Origin of the sequence: Actinomadura logoneensis, from assembly GCF_003428695.1 — a bacterium.
Taxonomy (GTDB): Bacteria; Actinomycetota; Actinomycetes; order Streptosporangiales; family Streptosporangiaceae; genus Spirillospora; species Spirillospora logoneensis.
This window is the reverse complement of record NZ_QURH01000180.1, coordinates 1-14900: the sequence shown is the minus strand read 5'-3', so window position 1 is coordinate 14900 and position 14900 is coordinate 1. Positions and strand designations below refer to the sequence as shown.

Below are 14900 nucleotides of genomic sequence, written 5' to 3'. Positions count from 1 at the left end.
GGCCCGCTAGAAGATCCACATTCCGTCGTAGACGCCGCCCACGCAGACGGCTCCGAACGGGTTCCGCACGACCTTGCCGCCTCCCTCGACGCACTGCTGTTCGGTGATGTCGTTCAGGGCGCGGGCGGACGCCGTCCGGGCGGCGGAAGGCGGCGCCGAGGCCGAGGCGGGGAACGCGCTCAGCGCGACGCCCGCGAGGGCCGGAGCCGCCAGGAAGAGGGCTGCCAGTGCTCGTCTCATGATCCCGTGTTCTCCTTCGACCGTGGAACGGCCGTCCGCGCGCAGGCGGGCGGCCGGTGACGCTGGACGCGTCGACTCCCCCTTGATAGCCGGGTGAGGCGAATCAGTAACTCTCCGTAAGGCGATCCTCTGGGAGATCACCAGGGAGTGACGTCCGGGGACAGCCGCCTCAGCGGCCCTGAGGGGGTTCGGGACGGGTGGCGCGGGCGGCGAGCCGGAGGATGCGGGTCCGGGGGTGGACGGTTCCGGGCGGGCGGACGGGAAGCCACTCGGCGGGCCACGCGTAGTCGGGCAGGCCGTCGTGGTGGAGGTCGGCGACGCGCGGTTCGTCCAGGGAACGGGCGGTGAAGCGGTAGAGGGCGGCGGTACGGTCCTTGATCACTCCGTGGTCGAGCAGCCGGGGCAGACCGCCCTGGGCGCCGATCAGCGACTCGGCGCTGAGGCCGGTGAGCGGGTAGCGCTCGGGGAACGCGCGGCGCAGGTCGAGGAAGAACCCGACCGTGCCCTTGCGCGGGTCGCCGAGGAAGGGGCCGAGCGGCGCCAGCGGCCCGAGCGCGAGGCGCGGGTGGGCGACCATGGCGTGGGTGTAGAGGACCCGCATCAGCGCGACGTTCATCATGAAGCGTTCGGCGGGCAGTTCGGCGACCGCCAGGTGCAGGTTCTCCAGGTAGCCGGCCACGACGCTGGCGTTGTGGGCGCGGTACCAGGACGCCGGCGACGGATCGCGCAGGAACCGCTGCCAGAGCGCCACGCGCGGATCGGACGCCGGGGAGCCGTCCAGCAGGGCCGCTTCGGTCTTGTCGAGCAGGAGGCGCTCGTTGACGGCCCGCCACCAGGGGCTTCCGGGCGGATCGCCGTCCGGTGGGTCGAGGACGCCGCGAAGGATCGTCCAGCGCAGGAAGCTCAGCTCGGCCCGGCCGTACCGGGCGTGGCGGCCCCGGTAGAAGGCGGCGGCGAGGCGCAGGCGTCCGGCCGGGGGGCCGTCCCGGACGGCTTCGACCCGCGACGCCGCCTCGGCCCCCGCGTCCTCGTCTCGCACTCCCCCAGTGTGACAAAGCATGCCGGAACAATTCGGGTGAGGGTTTTTCGGGATTTTGTCCTCCAGCCTCCGAGTCGCGTTCTTCCCATTCCTTCTCAGACGCGGTGATACTCCTCACGCGGCCCGGCGAGCGGAGGGACCCCCATGGGCATCGACGACCTGACACGGCGCGGATTCCTCGCGGGAACGGCGGGCGCGGCGGCCGTCCTGGCGGCGGGCGGGACCGAGGGCGAGGCGTCCGCCTCCACCCGCCCGTCCACCCGCGCGCCCGTCTCGGCGCTCCCCGAACCGTCCCGCTCGGGCATCGACCACATCGTCGTCGTGATGATGGAGAACCGCTCCTTCGACCACTACATGGGCTGGCTGCCGGGCGCGGACGGCAGGCAGGAGGGGCTGACCTTCACCGACGCCCGGGGCGCCGAGCACGCCACGCACCACCTGACCGTCCCGTGGGGGTGCGGGTTCAACGACCCCGACCACTCCTACGGCGGCGGACGCGTCGAGTACAACGGCGGCAAGTGCGACGGCTGGCTGCGCGCCGGGAGCAACGACGTGTTCGCCATCGGCTACTACAAGGGCGCCGACCTGGGCTTCCACGGCCACGCCGGACGGGACTGGACGGTCTGCGACCGCTACTTCCCGGCGATCATGTCGTCCACCTTCCCGAACCGGATCTTCCAGCACGCCGGGCAGACCGACCGGACGTCCAACACCTTCACGATCTCGCGGCTCACCACCATCTGGGACCGGCTGAAGGCGAAGAGGATCCCGTGCCGCTACTACTTCAGCGACGTCCCGTTCACGGCGCTGTGGGGTCTGCGGCACCTGGACATCAGCCGGGGCATCGCCGAGTTCTACGCCGACGCCAGGGCCGGACGGCTGCCCGCCGTCAGCTTCGTCGAGCCCGGCTTCCTCGGTGAGGCGCTGCCCGGGATGTCCGAGGACGAGCATCCGCTCGCCGACATCCGGCTCGGCCAGAGCTTCCTCAACCGGGTCTACACGGCCGTCACCACGTCCCCGAACTGGCCGCGCACCCTCTTCGTGATCAACTACGACGAGTGGGGCGGCTTCTTCGACCACGTCCCGCCGCCCGTGGGCCCGGACCCGCGCCCCGACCTCGGCACCGGCCTGCGCGGCTTCCGCGTCCCCTGCCTGCTGATCTCCCCGCGCGCCCGGCGCCGCTCGGTCGCGCACGAGGTCTACGACCACACGTCCGTCCTGAAGGCCGTCGAGTGGCGCTGGGGCCTGGAGCCGCTGTCGGTCCGGGACGCCGCCGCGCGCAACATCGCCGAGGTCCTGGACTTCGAGTCCGAGCCGAACCTGCACGCGCCCCGCTACACCGTCCCCCGGCCGACCACCGTCGGCTGCCTCGATCCCCACGCCCACACCGGCGACGACTGGCACGACCTGGCCGCCTACGCGGGCCGCCACGGCTTCACCGCCAGGCGCCGCTGACCGTCCGCGCCTCCCCCGGCCGAGCCGGTCGGCGGCCCTGACCGGCTGGGCCTCGATGTCACATCCACTCGGAATCCACGCTAAAGTTTTCCTTGTCGCCGCGAGGGACCGGCCCGAAAGGGAAGGCACCGAGCAGCACACGCGGAAGTGGCTCAGGGGTAGAGCATCACCTTGCCAAGGTGAGGGTCGCGGGTTCAAATCCCGTCTTCCGCTCTCCGGCCCACCCTCCCAAGGTGGACGTTCCGGGCGATTAGCTCAGTGGGAGAGCGCTACCTTGACACGGTAGAGGTCACTGGTTCAATCCCAGTATCGCCCACTATCGCGATGCAGGTCAGACGACATGTCCGGCCTGCATTTCGCATTTTCGGCCCGGCTGGACGATCCGGCGGGCACCTGCTGCCGGTGCGGCCTCGCCGCTCGTGGTGCCCCCCACGTCTCGTAGGCACGGCGTTGCCGCCATGGCGAGTGCCTTGTCGCCGTAAAGGCGAGTGCCGTCCAATGTCGGCCAGAGTCCCGGAATGGTTTCACCGGGCGGAGAAAGGCGAATCCATGCGCCGCCGCCGCGAAGAGAGTGAATCGGCCATCCTTCTCCTCGCCCCCCCGCCCCCGCCCGGAGAAGCTTGCTGGCGTCCTCTCCGGAGACGGCCGCTGTTGCCTTGTCTCACTGGTGCGTTACTTGTGCGTCCTGGCGGGGGCACTGTTCCGGGCTGCTCGGTGGGCGTCGCGCTCGCCGGGACGGCGGCGCACCGGCGGCCCGCCCACGGCCCTCCGGAGCTGGGAGGGACCGGCACGTGATCAAGGAAACACGTGGTGTGCCGGGGACCCGCGGCGGGGAATCGCTTGCGGCCATTTCAGGACAAATTCGGCCAACTGACTGGTTGGAAGGGGGTCCGCGCCGGTCCGGGAGGTGACAGACTTCGGGCGCGGGGACGGCTCTTCGGGGTGGAGACGTTGGGTGAGGGAGATTCATGGCCGGGATTACGCGGCGGTCGGAGAAGGAACCGCTGCTGAAGACGCGGTTCCTGTCGCACGGGACGCTGGAGGTGGTGAACCTCCAGGCCTCGCGGCGCTTCTATGAGGAGGTCCTCGGGCTGGAGGTGATCCAGCACGCGCCGATCGGGCTGCTGGTGCGGCTCGGGGGCGACCACGTGTACGTGTGCGTGGAGACGCCGAAGGCCGAGCAGCACGAGATGCCGCTGCTCGGGCACAACGGGATCGACGTGGGCAGCCGCGAGGAGGTTGACGACGCGCACGCCAAGCTCTCGGCCGTCCGCGAGGAGTACGGCATCCGGAAGCTGACCCGGCCGGTCGACCAGCACGGGACGTACGCGTTCTACCTGCAGGACCTCGACCGCAACTGGTGGGAGATCGGCCACCTGCCGCCCGGCGGCCACTCGTTCCGGTTCCAGGACCCCAAGTACGACCTGACCGCGCCGGGCACGGCCGAGGACGCGGCGGAGTAGCCGGGCCCGAACCCGACGGACGGTGCGACACGCCCGCCCGGACAGTGCGTCACGGCCGTCCGGACGGTACGCCACGGCCGCCGGGACGGTGTTTCACGCCCGCCGGGACGGTGTTTCACGGCCGTCCGGGCGGGCGTGGCATGACCTCCCGGAACGCACGGGTGAGCAGGCGGAGGCCCGTCGCGACGCGTTCGGTCGGGACGGCGCCGTAGCCGAGCACGATGCCGGGGAGCGGGGTGTCGCCGGCGCAGTAGGCCGAGAGGTCCTCGGCGGCGACACCCAGCTCCCCCGCCCTGGTCAGCACCGCGCGCACGTCGCCGGGGCCGCCGGACGCGAGCAGGGCGCACAGGTGCAGGCCGGCGGTCGAGGGGATCGGGTCGAGCCAGGCCGACAGGGGTCCGTCCAGCGCCTCGGCGACCCGCTCGTGGCGGGCGGCGTAGACGCGGGTGGCCTTGCGGACGTGGCGGGGCAGCTCGCCCGAGTCGATGAACCGGGCGAGCGCCGCCTGCGTGACGGGATCGCCGTGCCAGTCGGAGAGCCGCTTGGCCGCGTGCAGCGCCGGGCGCAGCGAGGTGGGCGCGATGAGGAAGCCGATCCGCAGCAGCGGCAGCAGCGTCTTGGAGAACGTGCCGACGTAGACGACGCGTCCGGCGCGGTCGAGGCTCTGCAGCGGGTCGAGCGGACGGTCGGAGAAGCGGAACTCGCTGTCGTAGTCGTCCTCGACGATCACCGCGTCGTGGCGTCCGGCCCAGTCGAGCAGCGCGGCGCGGCGGTCGAGGGACATCGGGGTGCCGAGCGGGAACTGGTGCGAGGGCGTCACGTAGACCAGCCGCGCGCCGGCCGGGAGCGCGTCCACGTCGAGGCCTTCGCGGTCGACGCGGACGGGCGCGACGCGCGCCCCGAGCGAGCGGAACAGGCGGCGGGCGGGCGGGTAGCCGGGGTCCTCCACGGCCACGACGTCGCCGGGTTCGATGAGGACGCGTCCGATGAGGTCGAGCGCCTGCTGGGCGCCCTGTGTGACCAGGACGTCGTCGGCGCGGGCGCGGACCGACCGGGCGAGGCCCACGTAGCGGGCGACGGCCTCGCGCAGGCCGTGGTGCCCGGCCGGGTCGCCGTACCCGGCGGTCCTGACGGCCGACGCGCGCCACTCCCCGGCGAGCAGCCGCCGCCAGACGGCGAGGGGGAACAGCTCCGCGTCGGGGGTGCCCACGCGGAAGTCGTGGACCGCCGGGACGGGCGGCGCCGTTTCCGGCGGGTGGTCCCAGAGCGGGCGCGGACGGACGGCGTCGCCCTCCGGGGCGGTGCGGGCCCGGCCGACGGGGGCGTGGCCGACGAACGTGCCGGATCCGACGCGGGCGACCAGCAGGCCCTCGGCGGTCAGCCGCTCGTAGGCGACCGCGACGGTGTTGCGCGACACGTCCAGCCGCCGGGCGAACTCGCGGGTGGCGGGCAGGCGCTCCCCCGGGCGCAGCCGCCCGTCCAGGATCGCGTCCAGGAGCTGCCGGTGGATGCGCGCGGTGAGGTCGCCCGAGCCGTCCAGGCTGATGTGCAGGTCGATCGCGATTGGCCCATCGAGTTACGCGGATATTGGCACTACCCGGCGCCAATCGTAGGCCGTTGACTGGGACGCGCGAAACCGTGAACGACCGAGGAGTACCCCCTTGACCACCGTCGACATGTGGTTCGACCCGAAATGCCCCTGGGCGTGGAACGCCTCGCGCTGGCTGCTCGAAGTGGAGCGCGTCCGCGACGTGGAGGTGCGCTTCCACGTCATGAGCCTGTGGCTGCTGAACGAGGGGCGCGAGGGGCTGGAGGAGTGGTACGAGCGGTGGCTGGCCGACACCCTCGGGCCGGTCCGGGTGGCGATCGCCGCCGAGCAGAAGTACGGCACGCCCGCCCTGCGCGACCTCTACAACGCGCTCGGGGACCGCATCCACCACGAGAGGATGCCGATCGGACCGGCGCTGTACGTGAGCGCGCTGGAGGCGGCGGGCCTGGACACCGGGCTGGCGGACGCCGCCGACACCGCCGACCACGACGAGGCCCTGCTGGCGAGCCACCACGCGGGCCTGGACCCGGTCGGCGAGAACCTCGGGACCCCGGCGATCCACGTCCCGGGCCCGGACGGGCGCGTCAACGCGTTCTTCGGACCGGTCGTCACGCCCGTCCCGCGCGGCGAGGACGCGGGACGGCTGTGGGACGGCGTCCTGCTCGTCTCCGGCTCGCCGGGCTTCTTCGAGCTGAAGCGCGGTCGCACCGAGTCCCCGCGGGTCGGATGAACGGCCTGCTCCCGCCCGCCGGCCCGGCCCGCCTCCTCGCGCTCGGCCAGCTGGCCAACGCGGTCGGGGAGGGCGCGTTCTACGCGACCTCGGCGCTGTTCTTCACCCGCGTCGTCGGCCTGTCGCCGTCCGAGGTGGGCGTCGCGCTGACGGTGGGCTGGGGCTGCGGGATGCTGGCCGGCGTCCCGCTCGGCCACCTCGCCGACCGGCGGGGCCCGCGCCGCACCACCGTGGAGCTGGCCCTGGCCACCGGCGCGGCGCTCGCCGGGCTGATGTCCGTGCGGTCGTTCCCGCTGTTCCTGCTGCTGGTGAGCGTGTACGCCTGCTGCCAGGGCGGGCTGAACGCGGCACGGCAGGCCCTGTTCGCCGGGCTGGTCGAACCGGCGCGGCGGACGGTCGTGCGCGCGCACCTGCAGTCCACCCTGAACGCGGGGTTGGCGGTCGGCGCGGGCCTGGGAGGCCTCGCCCTGACCGTCGACACCGCCCCGGCCTACCTGACCGTCTTCGGGATGGACGCCGCGAGCTTCGTCATCGCGGCACTCGTCCTGCGGCGGCTTCCGGAGGTGGCTCCGGCGGCCGGGACGTCCACCGGCGGGCCGCGACTGGTGGTGCTGCGCGACCGTCCGTACGCGATGCTCATGCTGCTGAGCGCCGTCATGTACCTGAACATGCCGATCCTCAGCCTCGGGCTGCCGCTGTGGATCGTCGGGCACACCCACGCGCCGGGCTCGGTGGCGGCGGTGATCCTCGTGGTGAACATGCTCGGCGTCGTGCTGTTCCAGGTGCGGGTCAGCCGGCGGGTGGACGGTCCGCGCGGCGCCGCCCGGGCGTCCCGGCGGGCCGGGACGCTGATGGTCGCGGCCTGCGCCGTCTTCGCGCTGTCGTCGTTCCCCTCCGGGGCGGGCCTCGCCGTCGCGCTCCTGCTGGCCGGCGCGCTGGTCCAGGTGTTCGCCGAGATGGCGCACAGCGCGAGCGCCGCCGAACTCGGCTTCGGGCTCGCGCCGGACGGCAGGCAGGGCCAGTACCAGGGCTTCTTCAGCATGGCTCCGCAGATCGCGCGGATGGCGGGACCGCTGGTGACGACCTCCCTGCTGATCGGCTGGGGAGCGCCGGGCTGGCTGCTGCTGGGCGGGATGTTCCTGCTCAGCGGGCTGGCCGTCGGTCCGGTCGTCCGCATCGCGGCCCGCGAGGGCCGGGGTCGCGGCGCGGTGGTGGCCGGACCGGTCCCCGCCGCGCCGGGGATGGACGTCGCGGTCCTGGAGGCGGCAGCCACCGAAGGGTGACGCGAACTTGCGAGCGCTTCGCGTGTCGCCGGTACGGGGACGGACGGCGAGAGGCCCGTCCGTCCCCGGTGCGTGGGTCGGTGACGTGTCACGGGGGCACGGCACCGATCCGGCGTCAGCTCCAGTCGGTCCCGGCGGGGATCCGGAACGTGGTGTTGATCCGGTTGAAGAAGTTGGTGATCGCCACCATCAGCACCAGCGACCCGAGCTGCCGTTCGTCGTAGTGCCGGGCCGCCGCGTCCCAGATCTCGTCGGTGACCGCGCCGGGACGGTCCGCCAGCCGGGTCGCGGCCTCGGCGAGCGCCAGCGCGGCCCGCTGCGCGTCGTCGAAGACCGGGTTCTCGTACCAGGTGGCGACGGCGAGCAGCGTGCCGGTGTCGATCCCGGCCCTGGCCGCGCTCGCGACGCCCGCGTCGGCGCAGGCGCTGCAGCCGTTGATCTGGCTCACCCGCAGATGCACCAGCTCCAGCGTCTCCTTCGGGACGCCGCCGGAGTACACCTCCTTGAAGATGTGCTGGACGCCCTTGGTGATGTCCGGTCCGCCGGCCGTGTTCTTGATGCGTGCCGTCATGGTTCCTCCGCGTCGGGATGTTCTGTGCCCCCACGACGTCCCGGTCCGCCGGAAGGTAACGCGGGGCGGCCGGTTACCTTTCCGGGGTGCGGCACGTCGTGGTGGTGACACCGCCGCACGCCGAGGAGAACAGTGACCGACCAGGACGGCCTCGCCGCCGAGTTCGAGACCCACCGCCCCTACCTCCACACGATCGCGTTCCGCATGCTCGGCTCGCACGCCGACGCCGACGACGCCGTCCAGGAGGCCTGGCTGCGGCTCGCGCGGACGGGACGCGGCGACATCGATGAACTGCGCGGCTGGCTCACCACGGTGACCGGCAGGATCTGCCTGGACGCGCTGCGGCGGCGCGGCGTGCGCGGCGAGCAGCCGCTCGAACTCCATATCGGCGCGCTGCCGTCCGGGATTCCGGGAGACGCGGGCGTCGATCCGGAGGAGGAGGCCGTCCTCGCCGACTCGGTGGGACTGGCGCTGTACGTCGTGATGGACGCCCTGACGCCGGCGGAGCGCGTGTCGTTCGTGCTGCACGACGTCTTCGACGTTCCGTTCGACGCGATCGCGGCCGTCCTCGGGCGGAGCACCGCGGCCACCAAGATGCTCGCCAGCCGCGCGCGGGGGCGGCTGCGCTCGGGCACGTCCGCGTCCGACTCGCACGCCGCGGCGCGGGAGGTCATCGACGCGTTCCTCGCGGCGGCGGGCCGCGGGGACGTCGCGGGGCTGCTCGACGCGCTGGCCCCGGAGGTCGAGCTGCGGACGGAGGGCCGGGGAGGTCTGGCCGTCGTCCGCGGCGCGCGGGAGGTGGCCGCGCAGGCGACGCGGTTCGCGAATCCGGACGCCGTGGCGCACCCGGCCCTCGTGGACGGGGTTCCGGGCGTCCTCATCACCATCGGAGGGCGGCCGGTCACGGTGCTGGCGTTCACGGTCGCGGACGGCGCGGTCACCGCGATCCGCGGTCTGACCTCGCCGGCCCGGCTCGGTCAGATCGTCCCCTCGTGGGTGGCCTGACCGGCGGTGCCCCGTCGCCCCGCGCGTCAACCGGGCGGGTTCCCGAACACGGCGCGGACGGTGCGTCCCTGCTCACCGCCCGTCCAGGACCAGCGGGCGGCCAGGGCGTCCACGGTGAGCAGACCCCGACCGCACTCCTCCAGACGCGCCAGGTCTCCCGGCACGCACGGCCGGCGCAGCCGGGGCACCGACGTCCCGCCCTGGTCGGCGACCCCGACGATCACCTGGCGCGGGTCCTGGCTCAGCTCGACGGTGAAGCAGCCGCCGTCCTCCCCCGAGCGGGTGTGCCGCACGGCGTTGACCGCCAGTTCGTCCAGCACGAGCAGGATGTCGTCCAGCATCGGGCAGCCGTGCAGGAGCTGCGCGGCGAACGCGCGGGCCGCCTTGGCCTGCACCGGGTCGCCGGGGAACGTCCGCCGCCAGTACATGGGCGCGGCCGACGTGGCGGGGACGGGAGTGGTGAGCAACATCGATCACCTCGCGGGGACGGGGCCGTCGCCTGTCCCGACGGTTCGGACGCCTCTCATCGTCACCATCGGTCACCCCATCGATACCGGATTTTCGCCGCCCGCACAGCCGAACCCGCAGGTCACGCCCCTCAAACCCGGTGCGATGCGAGGGAAGCGGAGCCGGGAGGCCACCCGATCCCGCCCCGGTTCACGCCCGTTCCCTCAGGAAAAGGAAAAACGCGGCCCTGCCGAAATCGGCGAGGGCCACGCTTCATCTATGGGATCACGTCATGAAGATCGTCACGATCGAGACGACGTGCAGCAGTGCCGGCAGCACTCGACCTCCTCTCCACAAGACGGGCTTTTCCCGCCAACGCGGGCTACTCCCCCGAACTCCGGCGACTCTACACAAGATCGAAGCGAGGGCGCACCTTGATCGACGATCTCGCTCGGGCGGACTTTTACCAACCGGTAAGTAAGAACCGGGCTATCGAAGAATGTTTCGACTCAGGCGTGGGAGGAGGCGTCGGTGCCGCCTTCGAGTTGGGCTCGGACGGCGTCGGCCGGCGGGAGGCCGAGAGCGGTGAAGAGCTGGAGGGACCGCCGAAGGAAAGGACGCGCCGCCACTTCTCCGTGCAATACGGCCTTAACCGAACCAATCCCCCATAGCGCCCAGGCTTCCTGGTTGGCGTCCCCGACGGAGCGGGCCAGGTCGCGGGCCTCCTCGAAAGCGGTGAGCGCCGCGGACGCACGACCCGCCCGGTGGTGCGTGCGCGCGAGGCCCAGGAGTGCCCGGACCTGCTGGAACGGTTCACGGATGTCGCGGGCCAGTTGCAGCGCCTTGTTGAGGTGCAGGAGGGCCTCGCCGTCCCGCCCGGCGGCGTTCGCATAGTGCTCGCCGAGGTTGACCAGGCAGTCGGCCTCTCCCCGGCGGTCCCCTATCTCGGAATAGATCGCCAGGGCGTCGCGGTAGTTCACGAGGGCTTCGTCGTATCGGCCGAGCTTGTCGTACACCCTGCCGAAATTGTGCAGCAGATTGGCCCGGTGCTGCCTACTCAGTCCGGCCATGTTTCCGATGCGCTGAAAATAGGACAGTGCTGCCCGCGGGCGCTCGAAGGTGATTTCCAGTTCAGCGAGATTGTTGAGCGTTTTCCTTTCCCCGACCCTGTCACCGGCGGCCTCGTGCAGTTTCAAAGCCTCCCGCAGAAGTCCGACGGCCTCCGCGTAGCGCCCTTGATGGAATCTGACGATGGCGGCGTGGTCCAGAGTCGTCGCTTCGCCGCTCTGGTCGCCCAGAGAGCGTCGCAGTCGCAGCGCCTGCTCGAAATATCCGGACGCGACATCGAATTCCGAGCGGGTCCAGTGGATGAGGCCGAGTTGGTCCAGGACCCCCGCGGTGCCCTCCTCGTCCCCGAGGCGCTGGTGGATGCGGAGGGCTTCGGCGGCCGATTCCAGAGCTGCGGGCTGGTCGCCCGTCCGCCACTGGGTCCTGGCCAGGTGAGCCAGGGCGCGCGCGGTGCCGGCGTCGTCCCCCTGGGCCCGCCGGGCGCGGACGGCGGCGCGGTGGACGTGCAGCGCGTCGTCCCAGCGTCCGGACTCCTCCAGGTGGTCGGCCAGCGCGTCGCCGAACCGGCCGGTGTAGTCGTCGAGGCCGTGCGCGGCGCTGTAGGCGGTCACCGGGACGAGGTTGCCGGACTCCTCCTCCAGCCGCGTCCGGTCGGCGCTCTCGGCGAGGGCGAGGTAGTGGCCGAGGAGGCGGCGCACCGAGCCGGGCACCGCGGGCGGCGGGGGCGGGTCGGCGAGCTCCTGCGCGTACTCGTGGAGCAGGTCGTGGAAGCGGTGGTGGCCGCGCTCGGTCTCGGCCAGCAGGTGGTGGTCGGCCAGTTCCTCCAGCACCGCCTCCGCGCGGGTCTGCGGCATGTTCAGCAGCGCGCCCGCCGCCTCGGCGGTGATGGTCGGGCCGGGGTGCAGGGAGAGCAGCCGGAAGGCGTCCTGCAGGGGGCGGGGCAGGCCCTCGAAGGACAGTTCGAACGCGGTGCGCAGGCGCCGGTCCTCGGCCCGGATCTCGGCCAGCCGGCCGGGGCGGGCGCGCAGGCGGCGGGCGAGGTCGGCGACCGTCCAGCGGGCGCGGTGGCGCAGCCGGTTGCCGGTCAGCTGCAGGGCCAGCGGGAGGTGGCCGCAGAGCCGGACGATCTCGGCCACCTCGGGGCCGGACGGCGCGAGGTCGGTGCCGCTGACCCGGACGAACAGCGCGGCGGCCTCGTCCGGCGGGAGGACGTCCAGGGGCAGCGGACGGGCGTCGTCGAGCCCGGCCAGGGCGCGCCTGCCGGTCGCGATGACCAGGCAGCCCGCGCCGCCGGGCAGCAGCGGGTTCACCTGGGCGACGCCGAGCGCGTCGTCCAGCACGACCAGGACGCGGCGGTGGGCCAGCCGGGATCGCCAGAGCTCCGAGCGGCCGTCGGTGTCGGCGGGCACAAGGTCCGGTTCGACGCCGATCTTGCGCAGCAGCGTGCCGAGGGCCTCGGCCGGGTCGGCGGGGCGGCGGTCCCGGCTGTGCCCGTACAGGTGGAGGAAGAGGCAGCCGTCGGGGTACCGGGCGGCGATCCGGTGGGCGAGGTGGACGGCCAGGGTGGTCTTGCCGACGCCCGGCATGCCGTCGATCGCGATGACCGAGACGCTGTCGTCGTCGGCGAGGGCGAGCAGGGCCTCCATCTCGCGCCGGCGTCCGGTGAAGGTGCCGACGTCGCGGGGCAGGTCGTTGACGGGCGCCGGGGACCGCGAGGCCACGGACGCGGCGGACGAGGCCGGCGGGTCGAGCGCGGGGTCCCCGGCGAGGATCCGCCGGTGCAGTTCGCGGAGCGCGGTCCCGGGGGCGACGCCGAGGCGCTCGTCCAGCCGCCGGCGGGCGTTCTCGTATTCGGCGAGCGCTTCTCCGGAACGTCCGCAACGGTGCAGGGCGAGCATCAGCAGCGCGACGGGGCGTTCATTCTCCGGGTTCGCGGCGACCAGTTCCGGGACTTCCCCCGCGACTTCTTCATGGCGGCCGAGTTCGAGAATGAGTTCGAATCTCTCAATGGCAGAGCGGAGCAGTTCCTCGGCGAGCCTCCGGCGCGTCCGGGCGGCCCAGTCCCCCGAGACGTTCTGCAGGGGCGTGCCCGAGACCAGCCGCTCGGCGTCGGCGAGAACCCGCGCCGCCTCCGCGCGCTCGCCGTGCCCGGCCAGCGCGCGGGCCTGCTTCCGCAGCTCCGAGAAGCGGCGGTAGTCGACATCGTCGGCGCCGGCGTCCAGCAGGTAGGCGCCTGGGGCGCGGGTCAGGCGGTCGCGGGCGTCGGGGCGCGCGAGCTGGTGCCGGAGCCGGGCGATCGAGGGGTAGAGCAGGTTCCGGGCGTTCGGCGGCGGCTCGCCGTCCCAGATCCGGCCGATGAGGGTCTCGGTCCGCACCGGCCGGTCGCCGGCCAGCAGGAGCGAGGCGAGAATGATCCGCTCCTTCGCCCACACGCGCGGGACCGCCCTGCCCGCCACCCGGGCCTCCACCGGGCCGAGAATTCGGAATTCCATCCGCGCTCCCTGCGGAAGTTTTCCTGGGGTGGCCTTTTGACATTCGGATCATTTCATTGTCAAGCGCCGGGGACCAGAAGCAAGCCCTTTGTTCCCTGGCCACTTCGGGCCGCTTCCGCGCCGTCCGCCGCAAGCGTCCCCGCAAGGTACGCCGCAAGGTGCATTCCGGACTATCAGCGCGGGGTCGTACAAAGTGGGCGGTGGTGGAGCCGCCCGGAAGGGGGTTCGGAGCCAGATGTCCGACAGCGAGTGGCGTCCGTTCCCGGTCGGGATGGACGCCGGCCGGTGGGTGACCCGGAGTGGATGCAAGACGCTGCTGGTGGTGGTGCACACCGTGACGTCCGGGCAGCGGCTGCTGTCCGCCGCGCGGCTGGTGGAGAACGACCTGCGGGTGCAGGTCGTGTTCACCCGGGGGCCCGACGCGTTCGGCGCGGGCGTGGACGAGTTCCTCGACGGGATCGGCGCGGCCCGCGTGCCGTGGCGGCAGGCGGTGCGGACCGAGTTCGACCTCGCGCTCGCGGCCGGCTACGGCGGCCTGGCCGAGCTGCACGCCCCCGTCGTCGTCATGCCGCACGGGATCGGCCACACCAAGCTGGTCCGGCGGGGGGTGGGCCGCGCGGTGGGCGAGCGGGTGGCCTACGGGCTGGACCCGCAGCGCCTCGTCCGGGACGGCACGCTGGTCCCCGCCGCGCTGGTGCTGCCGCACGAGGACGACCTGGCCGCGCTCGGCCGGTCCTGCCCGGAGGCGGTGCCCGCGGCGCACGTCGTGGGCGACCCGAGCTTCGACGTGCTGGCGGCCAGCCTGGCGCGGCGCTCCTCCTACCAGGTGGCGCTGGGCGCGGGCGACGGCCGCAAGCTGGTGGTGGTGTGCTCGACCTGGGGCCCGAAGTCGCTGCTCGGACGGCGTCCCGACCTGTGGTCGCGGCTGCTGGACGAGCTTCCCGAGGACGAGTACCAGGTGGTCACGCTCCTGCACCCGCACGTGTGGGCCGCGCACGGCTCCTTCCAGGTGCGGACGTGGCTCGCCGGCCGGCTGAGACGCGGGCTGAGCCTGGTGCCGCCGGAGGCGGACTGGATCGCGGTGCTCGCCGCCGCGGACTGGATCGTCGGCGACCAGGGCTCGGCGACCGTGTACGGCGCGGCGGCCGGGGTGCCGGTCCTGCTCGGCAGCTACGCGGCCGGCGAGGTCGCGCCCGGCTCGGCGGCGGCCAGGCTGGCCGAGGTCGTGCCCCGGATCGGGCGGGCCTCGCTCACCCGCCAGCTCGCGCAGGCCGCCGAGGGCTTCTCCGCCGACCGGCACCGCGACGTCGTCGCGCGCATCACCTCCCGGCCCGGCCGGTTCGACCGGCTGATGCGCCGCCTCGTCTACCGGCGGCTGCGCCTGCCGCAGCCGCCGACCATCGCGGGGACGCCGCCCGCCGACCCGCCCTTCCTGACCCGGTGAACGGGGACGACATGAACGATCTGGTGATGCTGGTCCGGACCTACGAGCCGGACCGTCCGCTGCGCGTCTGCCGCGCGCCCCACCCGCCCGCGCGCGGCACGACGGCCGTCCTGG

The 14900-nt window shown here is 73.0% G+C and carries 12 protein-coding genes and 2 tRNA genes; 8 read left to right on the top strand and 6 right to left on the bottom strand.

What is annotated here, in order from left to right; translation table 11 throughout:
- Nucleotides 1–6: 6 nt before the first annotated feature.
- Nucleotides 7–240, bottom strand: coding sequence for a hypothetical protein (locus tag DZF91_RS09410; RefSeq protein ID WP_117357087.1), 234 nt, complete (start codon nucleotides 238–240; stop codon nucleotides 7–9).
- A 169-nt stretch (nucleotides 241–409) separates the two neighbouring features.
- The gene (locus DZF91_RS09405; protein WP_117357086.1) at nucleotides 410–1279 is read right to left on the bottom strand and encodes a hypothetical protein; all 870 of its coding nucleotides are present in this window, start codon (nucleotides 1277–1279) and stop codon (nucleotides 410–412) included.
- 144 nt (nucleotides 1280–1423) lie between these two features.
- On the opposite strand from DZF91_RS09405, the gene DZF91_RS09400 reads away from it, so the two are divergent.
- The 4 genes from DZF91_RS09400 (at nucleotide 1424) to DZF91_RS09385 (ending at nucleotide 4197) form a co-directional block, all read left to right on the top strand.
- On the top strand, nucleotides 1424–2734 hold the full coding sequence (locus tag DZF91_RS09400) for an alkaline phosphatase family protein (RefSeq protein WP_117357085.1): 1311 nt from the start codon (nucleotides 1424–1426) through the stop codon (nucleotides 2732–2734).
- A 141-nt stretch (nucleotides 2735–2875) separates the two neighbouring features.
- Nucleotides 2876–2947, top strand: a tRNA-Gly gene (locus DZF91_RS09395).
- Between the two features lie 31 nt (nucleotides 2948–2978).
- Nucleotides 2979–3050: transfer RNA gene (locus tag DZF91_RS09390), tRNA-Val, on the top strand.
- A 652-nt stretch (nucleotides 3051–3702) separates the two neighbouring features.
- Nucleotides 3703–4197: a VOC family protein gene (locus tag DZF91_RS09385; protein WP_117357084.1), complete on the top strand. Its 495-nt coding sequence runs from the start codon at nucleotides 3703–3705 to the stop codon at nucleotides 4195–4197.
- A 115-nt stretch (nucleotides 4198–4312) separates the two neighbouring features.
- Here the strand turns inward: DZF91_RS09385 and pdxR are convergent, their stop codons facing one another.
- Nucleotides 4313–5707 carry a MocR-like pyridoxine biosynthesis transcription factor PdxR gene (gene pdxR, locus DZF91_RS09380; protein ID WP_235834187.1) on the bottom strand — a complete coding sequence of 465 codons (1395 nt, stop codon included), beginning with the start codon at nucleotides 5705–5707 and terminating at the stop codon, nucleotides 4313–4315.
- A 166-nt stretch (nucleotides 5708–5873) separates the two neighbouring features.
- Here pdxR and DZF91_RS09375 point away from each other — a divergent pair, with 166 nt between their 5' ends.
- Nucleotides 5874–6476, top strand: a complete 603-nt coding sequence (locus DZF91_RS09375; RefSeq protein WP_117357131.1) for a DsbA family protein — start codon at nucleotides 5874–5876, stop codon at nucleotides 6474–6476.
- Nucleotides 6473–7759 (top strand): MFS transporter, encoded by a 1287-nt coding sequence (locus DZF91_RS09370; RefSeq protein ID WP_117357082.1) that lies wholly within the window; start codon nucleotides 6473–6475, stop codon nucleotides 7757–7759. The genes DZF91_RS09375 and DZF91_RS09370 overlap by 4 nt, the downstream gene beginning before the upstream one ends.
- Nucleotides 7760–7874: 115 nt before the next feature.
- Here DZF91_RS09370 and DZF91_RS09365 read toward each other — a convergent pair whose 3' ends face one another.
- The gene (locus DZF91_RS09365) at nucleotides 7875–8330 is read right to left on the bottom strand and encodes a carboxymuconolactone decarboxylase family protein (RefSeq protein WP_117357081.1); all 456 of its coding nucleotides are present in this window, start codon (nucleotides 8328–8330) and stop codon (nucleotides 7875–7877) included.
- A 132-nt stretch (nucleotides 8331–8462) separates the two neighbouring features.
- Between DZF91_RS09365 and DZF91_RS09360 the strand changes: the two genes are divergently transcribed.
- Nucleotides 8463–9335: a sigma-70 family RNA polymerase sigma factor gene (locus DZF91_RS09360; protein ID WP_117357080.1), complete on the top strand. Its 873-nt coding sequence runs from the start codon at nucleotides 8463–8465 to the stop codon at nucleotides 9333–9335.
- A 26-nt stretch (nucleotides 9336–9361) separates the two neighbouring features.
- Here DZF91_RS09360 and DZF91_RS09355 read toward each other — a convergent pair whose 3' ends face one another.
- Nucleotides 9362–9805 (bottom strand): ATP-binding protein, encoded by a 444-nt coding sequence (locus DZF91_RS09355; protein ID WP_117357079.1) that lies wholly within the window; start codon nucleotides 9803–9805, stop codon nucleotides 9362–9364.
- 486 nt (nucleotides 9806–10291) lie between these two features.
- Nucleotides 10292–13342 (bottom strand): AfsR/SARP family transcriptional regulator, encoded by a 3051-nt coding sequence (locus tag DZF91_RS09350; protein WP_117357078.1) that lies wholly within the window; start codon nucleotides 13340–13342, stop codon nucleotides 10292–10294.
- Nucleotides 13343–13577: 235 nt separating this feature from the next.
- Between DZF91_RS09350 and DZF91_RS09345 the strand changes: the two genes are divergently transcribed.
- A complete protein-coding gene (locus tag DZF91_RS09345) occupies nucleotides 13578–14786 on the top strand; it encodes a hypothetical protein (RefSeq protein WP_117357077.1) in 1209 nt (402 codons plus the stop codon).
- The last annotated feature ends 114 nt before the right edge of the window (nucleotides 14787–14900 follow it).

Coding starts and splice junctions, on each gene's coding strand:
- DZF91_RS09345 (WP_117357077.1), top strand. CDS start 13,578: ATGTCCGACAGCGAGTGGCGTCCGTTCCCGGTCGGGATGGACGCCGGC.
- DZF91_RS09350 (WP_117357078.1), bottom strand. CDS start 13,342: ATGGAATTCCGAATTCTCGGCCCGGTGGAGGCCCGGGTGGCGGGCAGG.
- DZF91_RS09355 (WP_117357079.1), bottom strand. CDS start 9,805: ATGTTGCTCACCACTCCCGTCCCCGCCACGTCGGCCGCGCCCATGTAC.
- DZF91_RS09400 (WP_117357085.1), top strand. CDS start 1,424: ATGGGCATCGACGACCTGACACGGCGCGGATTCCTCGCGGGAACGGCG.
- DZF91_RS09365 (WP_117357081.1), bottom strand. CDS start 8,330: ATGACGGCACGCATCAAGAACACGGCCGGCGGACCGGACATCACCAAG.
- DZF91_RS09375 (WP_117357131.1), top strand. CDS start 5,874: ATGTGGTTCGACCCGAAATGCCCCTGGGCGTGGAACGCCTCGCGCTGG.
- DZF91_RS09410 (WP_117357087.1), bottom strand. CDS start 240: ATGAGACGAGCACTGGCAGCCCTCTTCCTGGCGGCTCCGGCCCTCGCG.
- DZF91_RS09370 (WP_117357082.1), top strand. CDS start 6,473: ATGAACGGCCTGCTCCCGCCCGCCGGCCCGGCCCGCCTCCTCGCGCTC.
- DZF91_RS09385 (WP_117357084.1), top strand. CDS start 3,703: ATGGCCGGGATTACGCGGCGGTCGGAGAAGGAACCGCTGCTGAAGACG.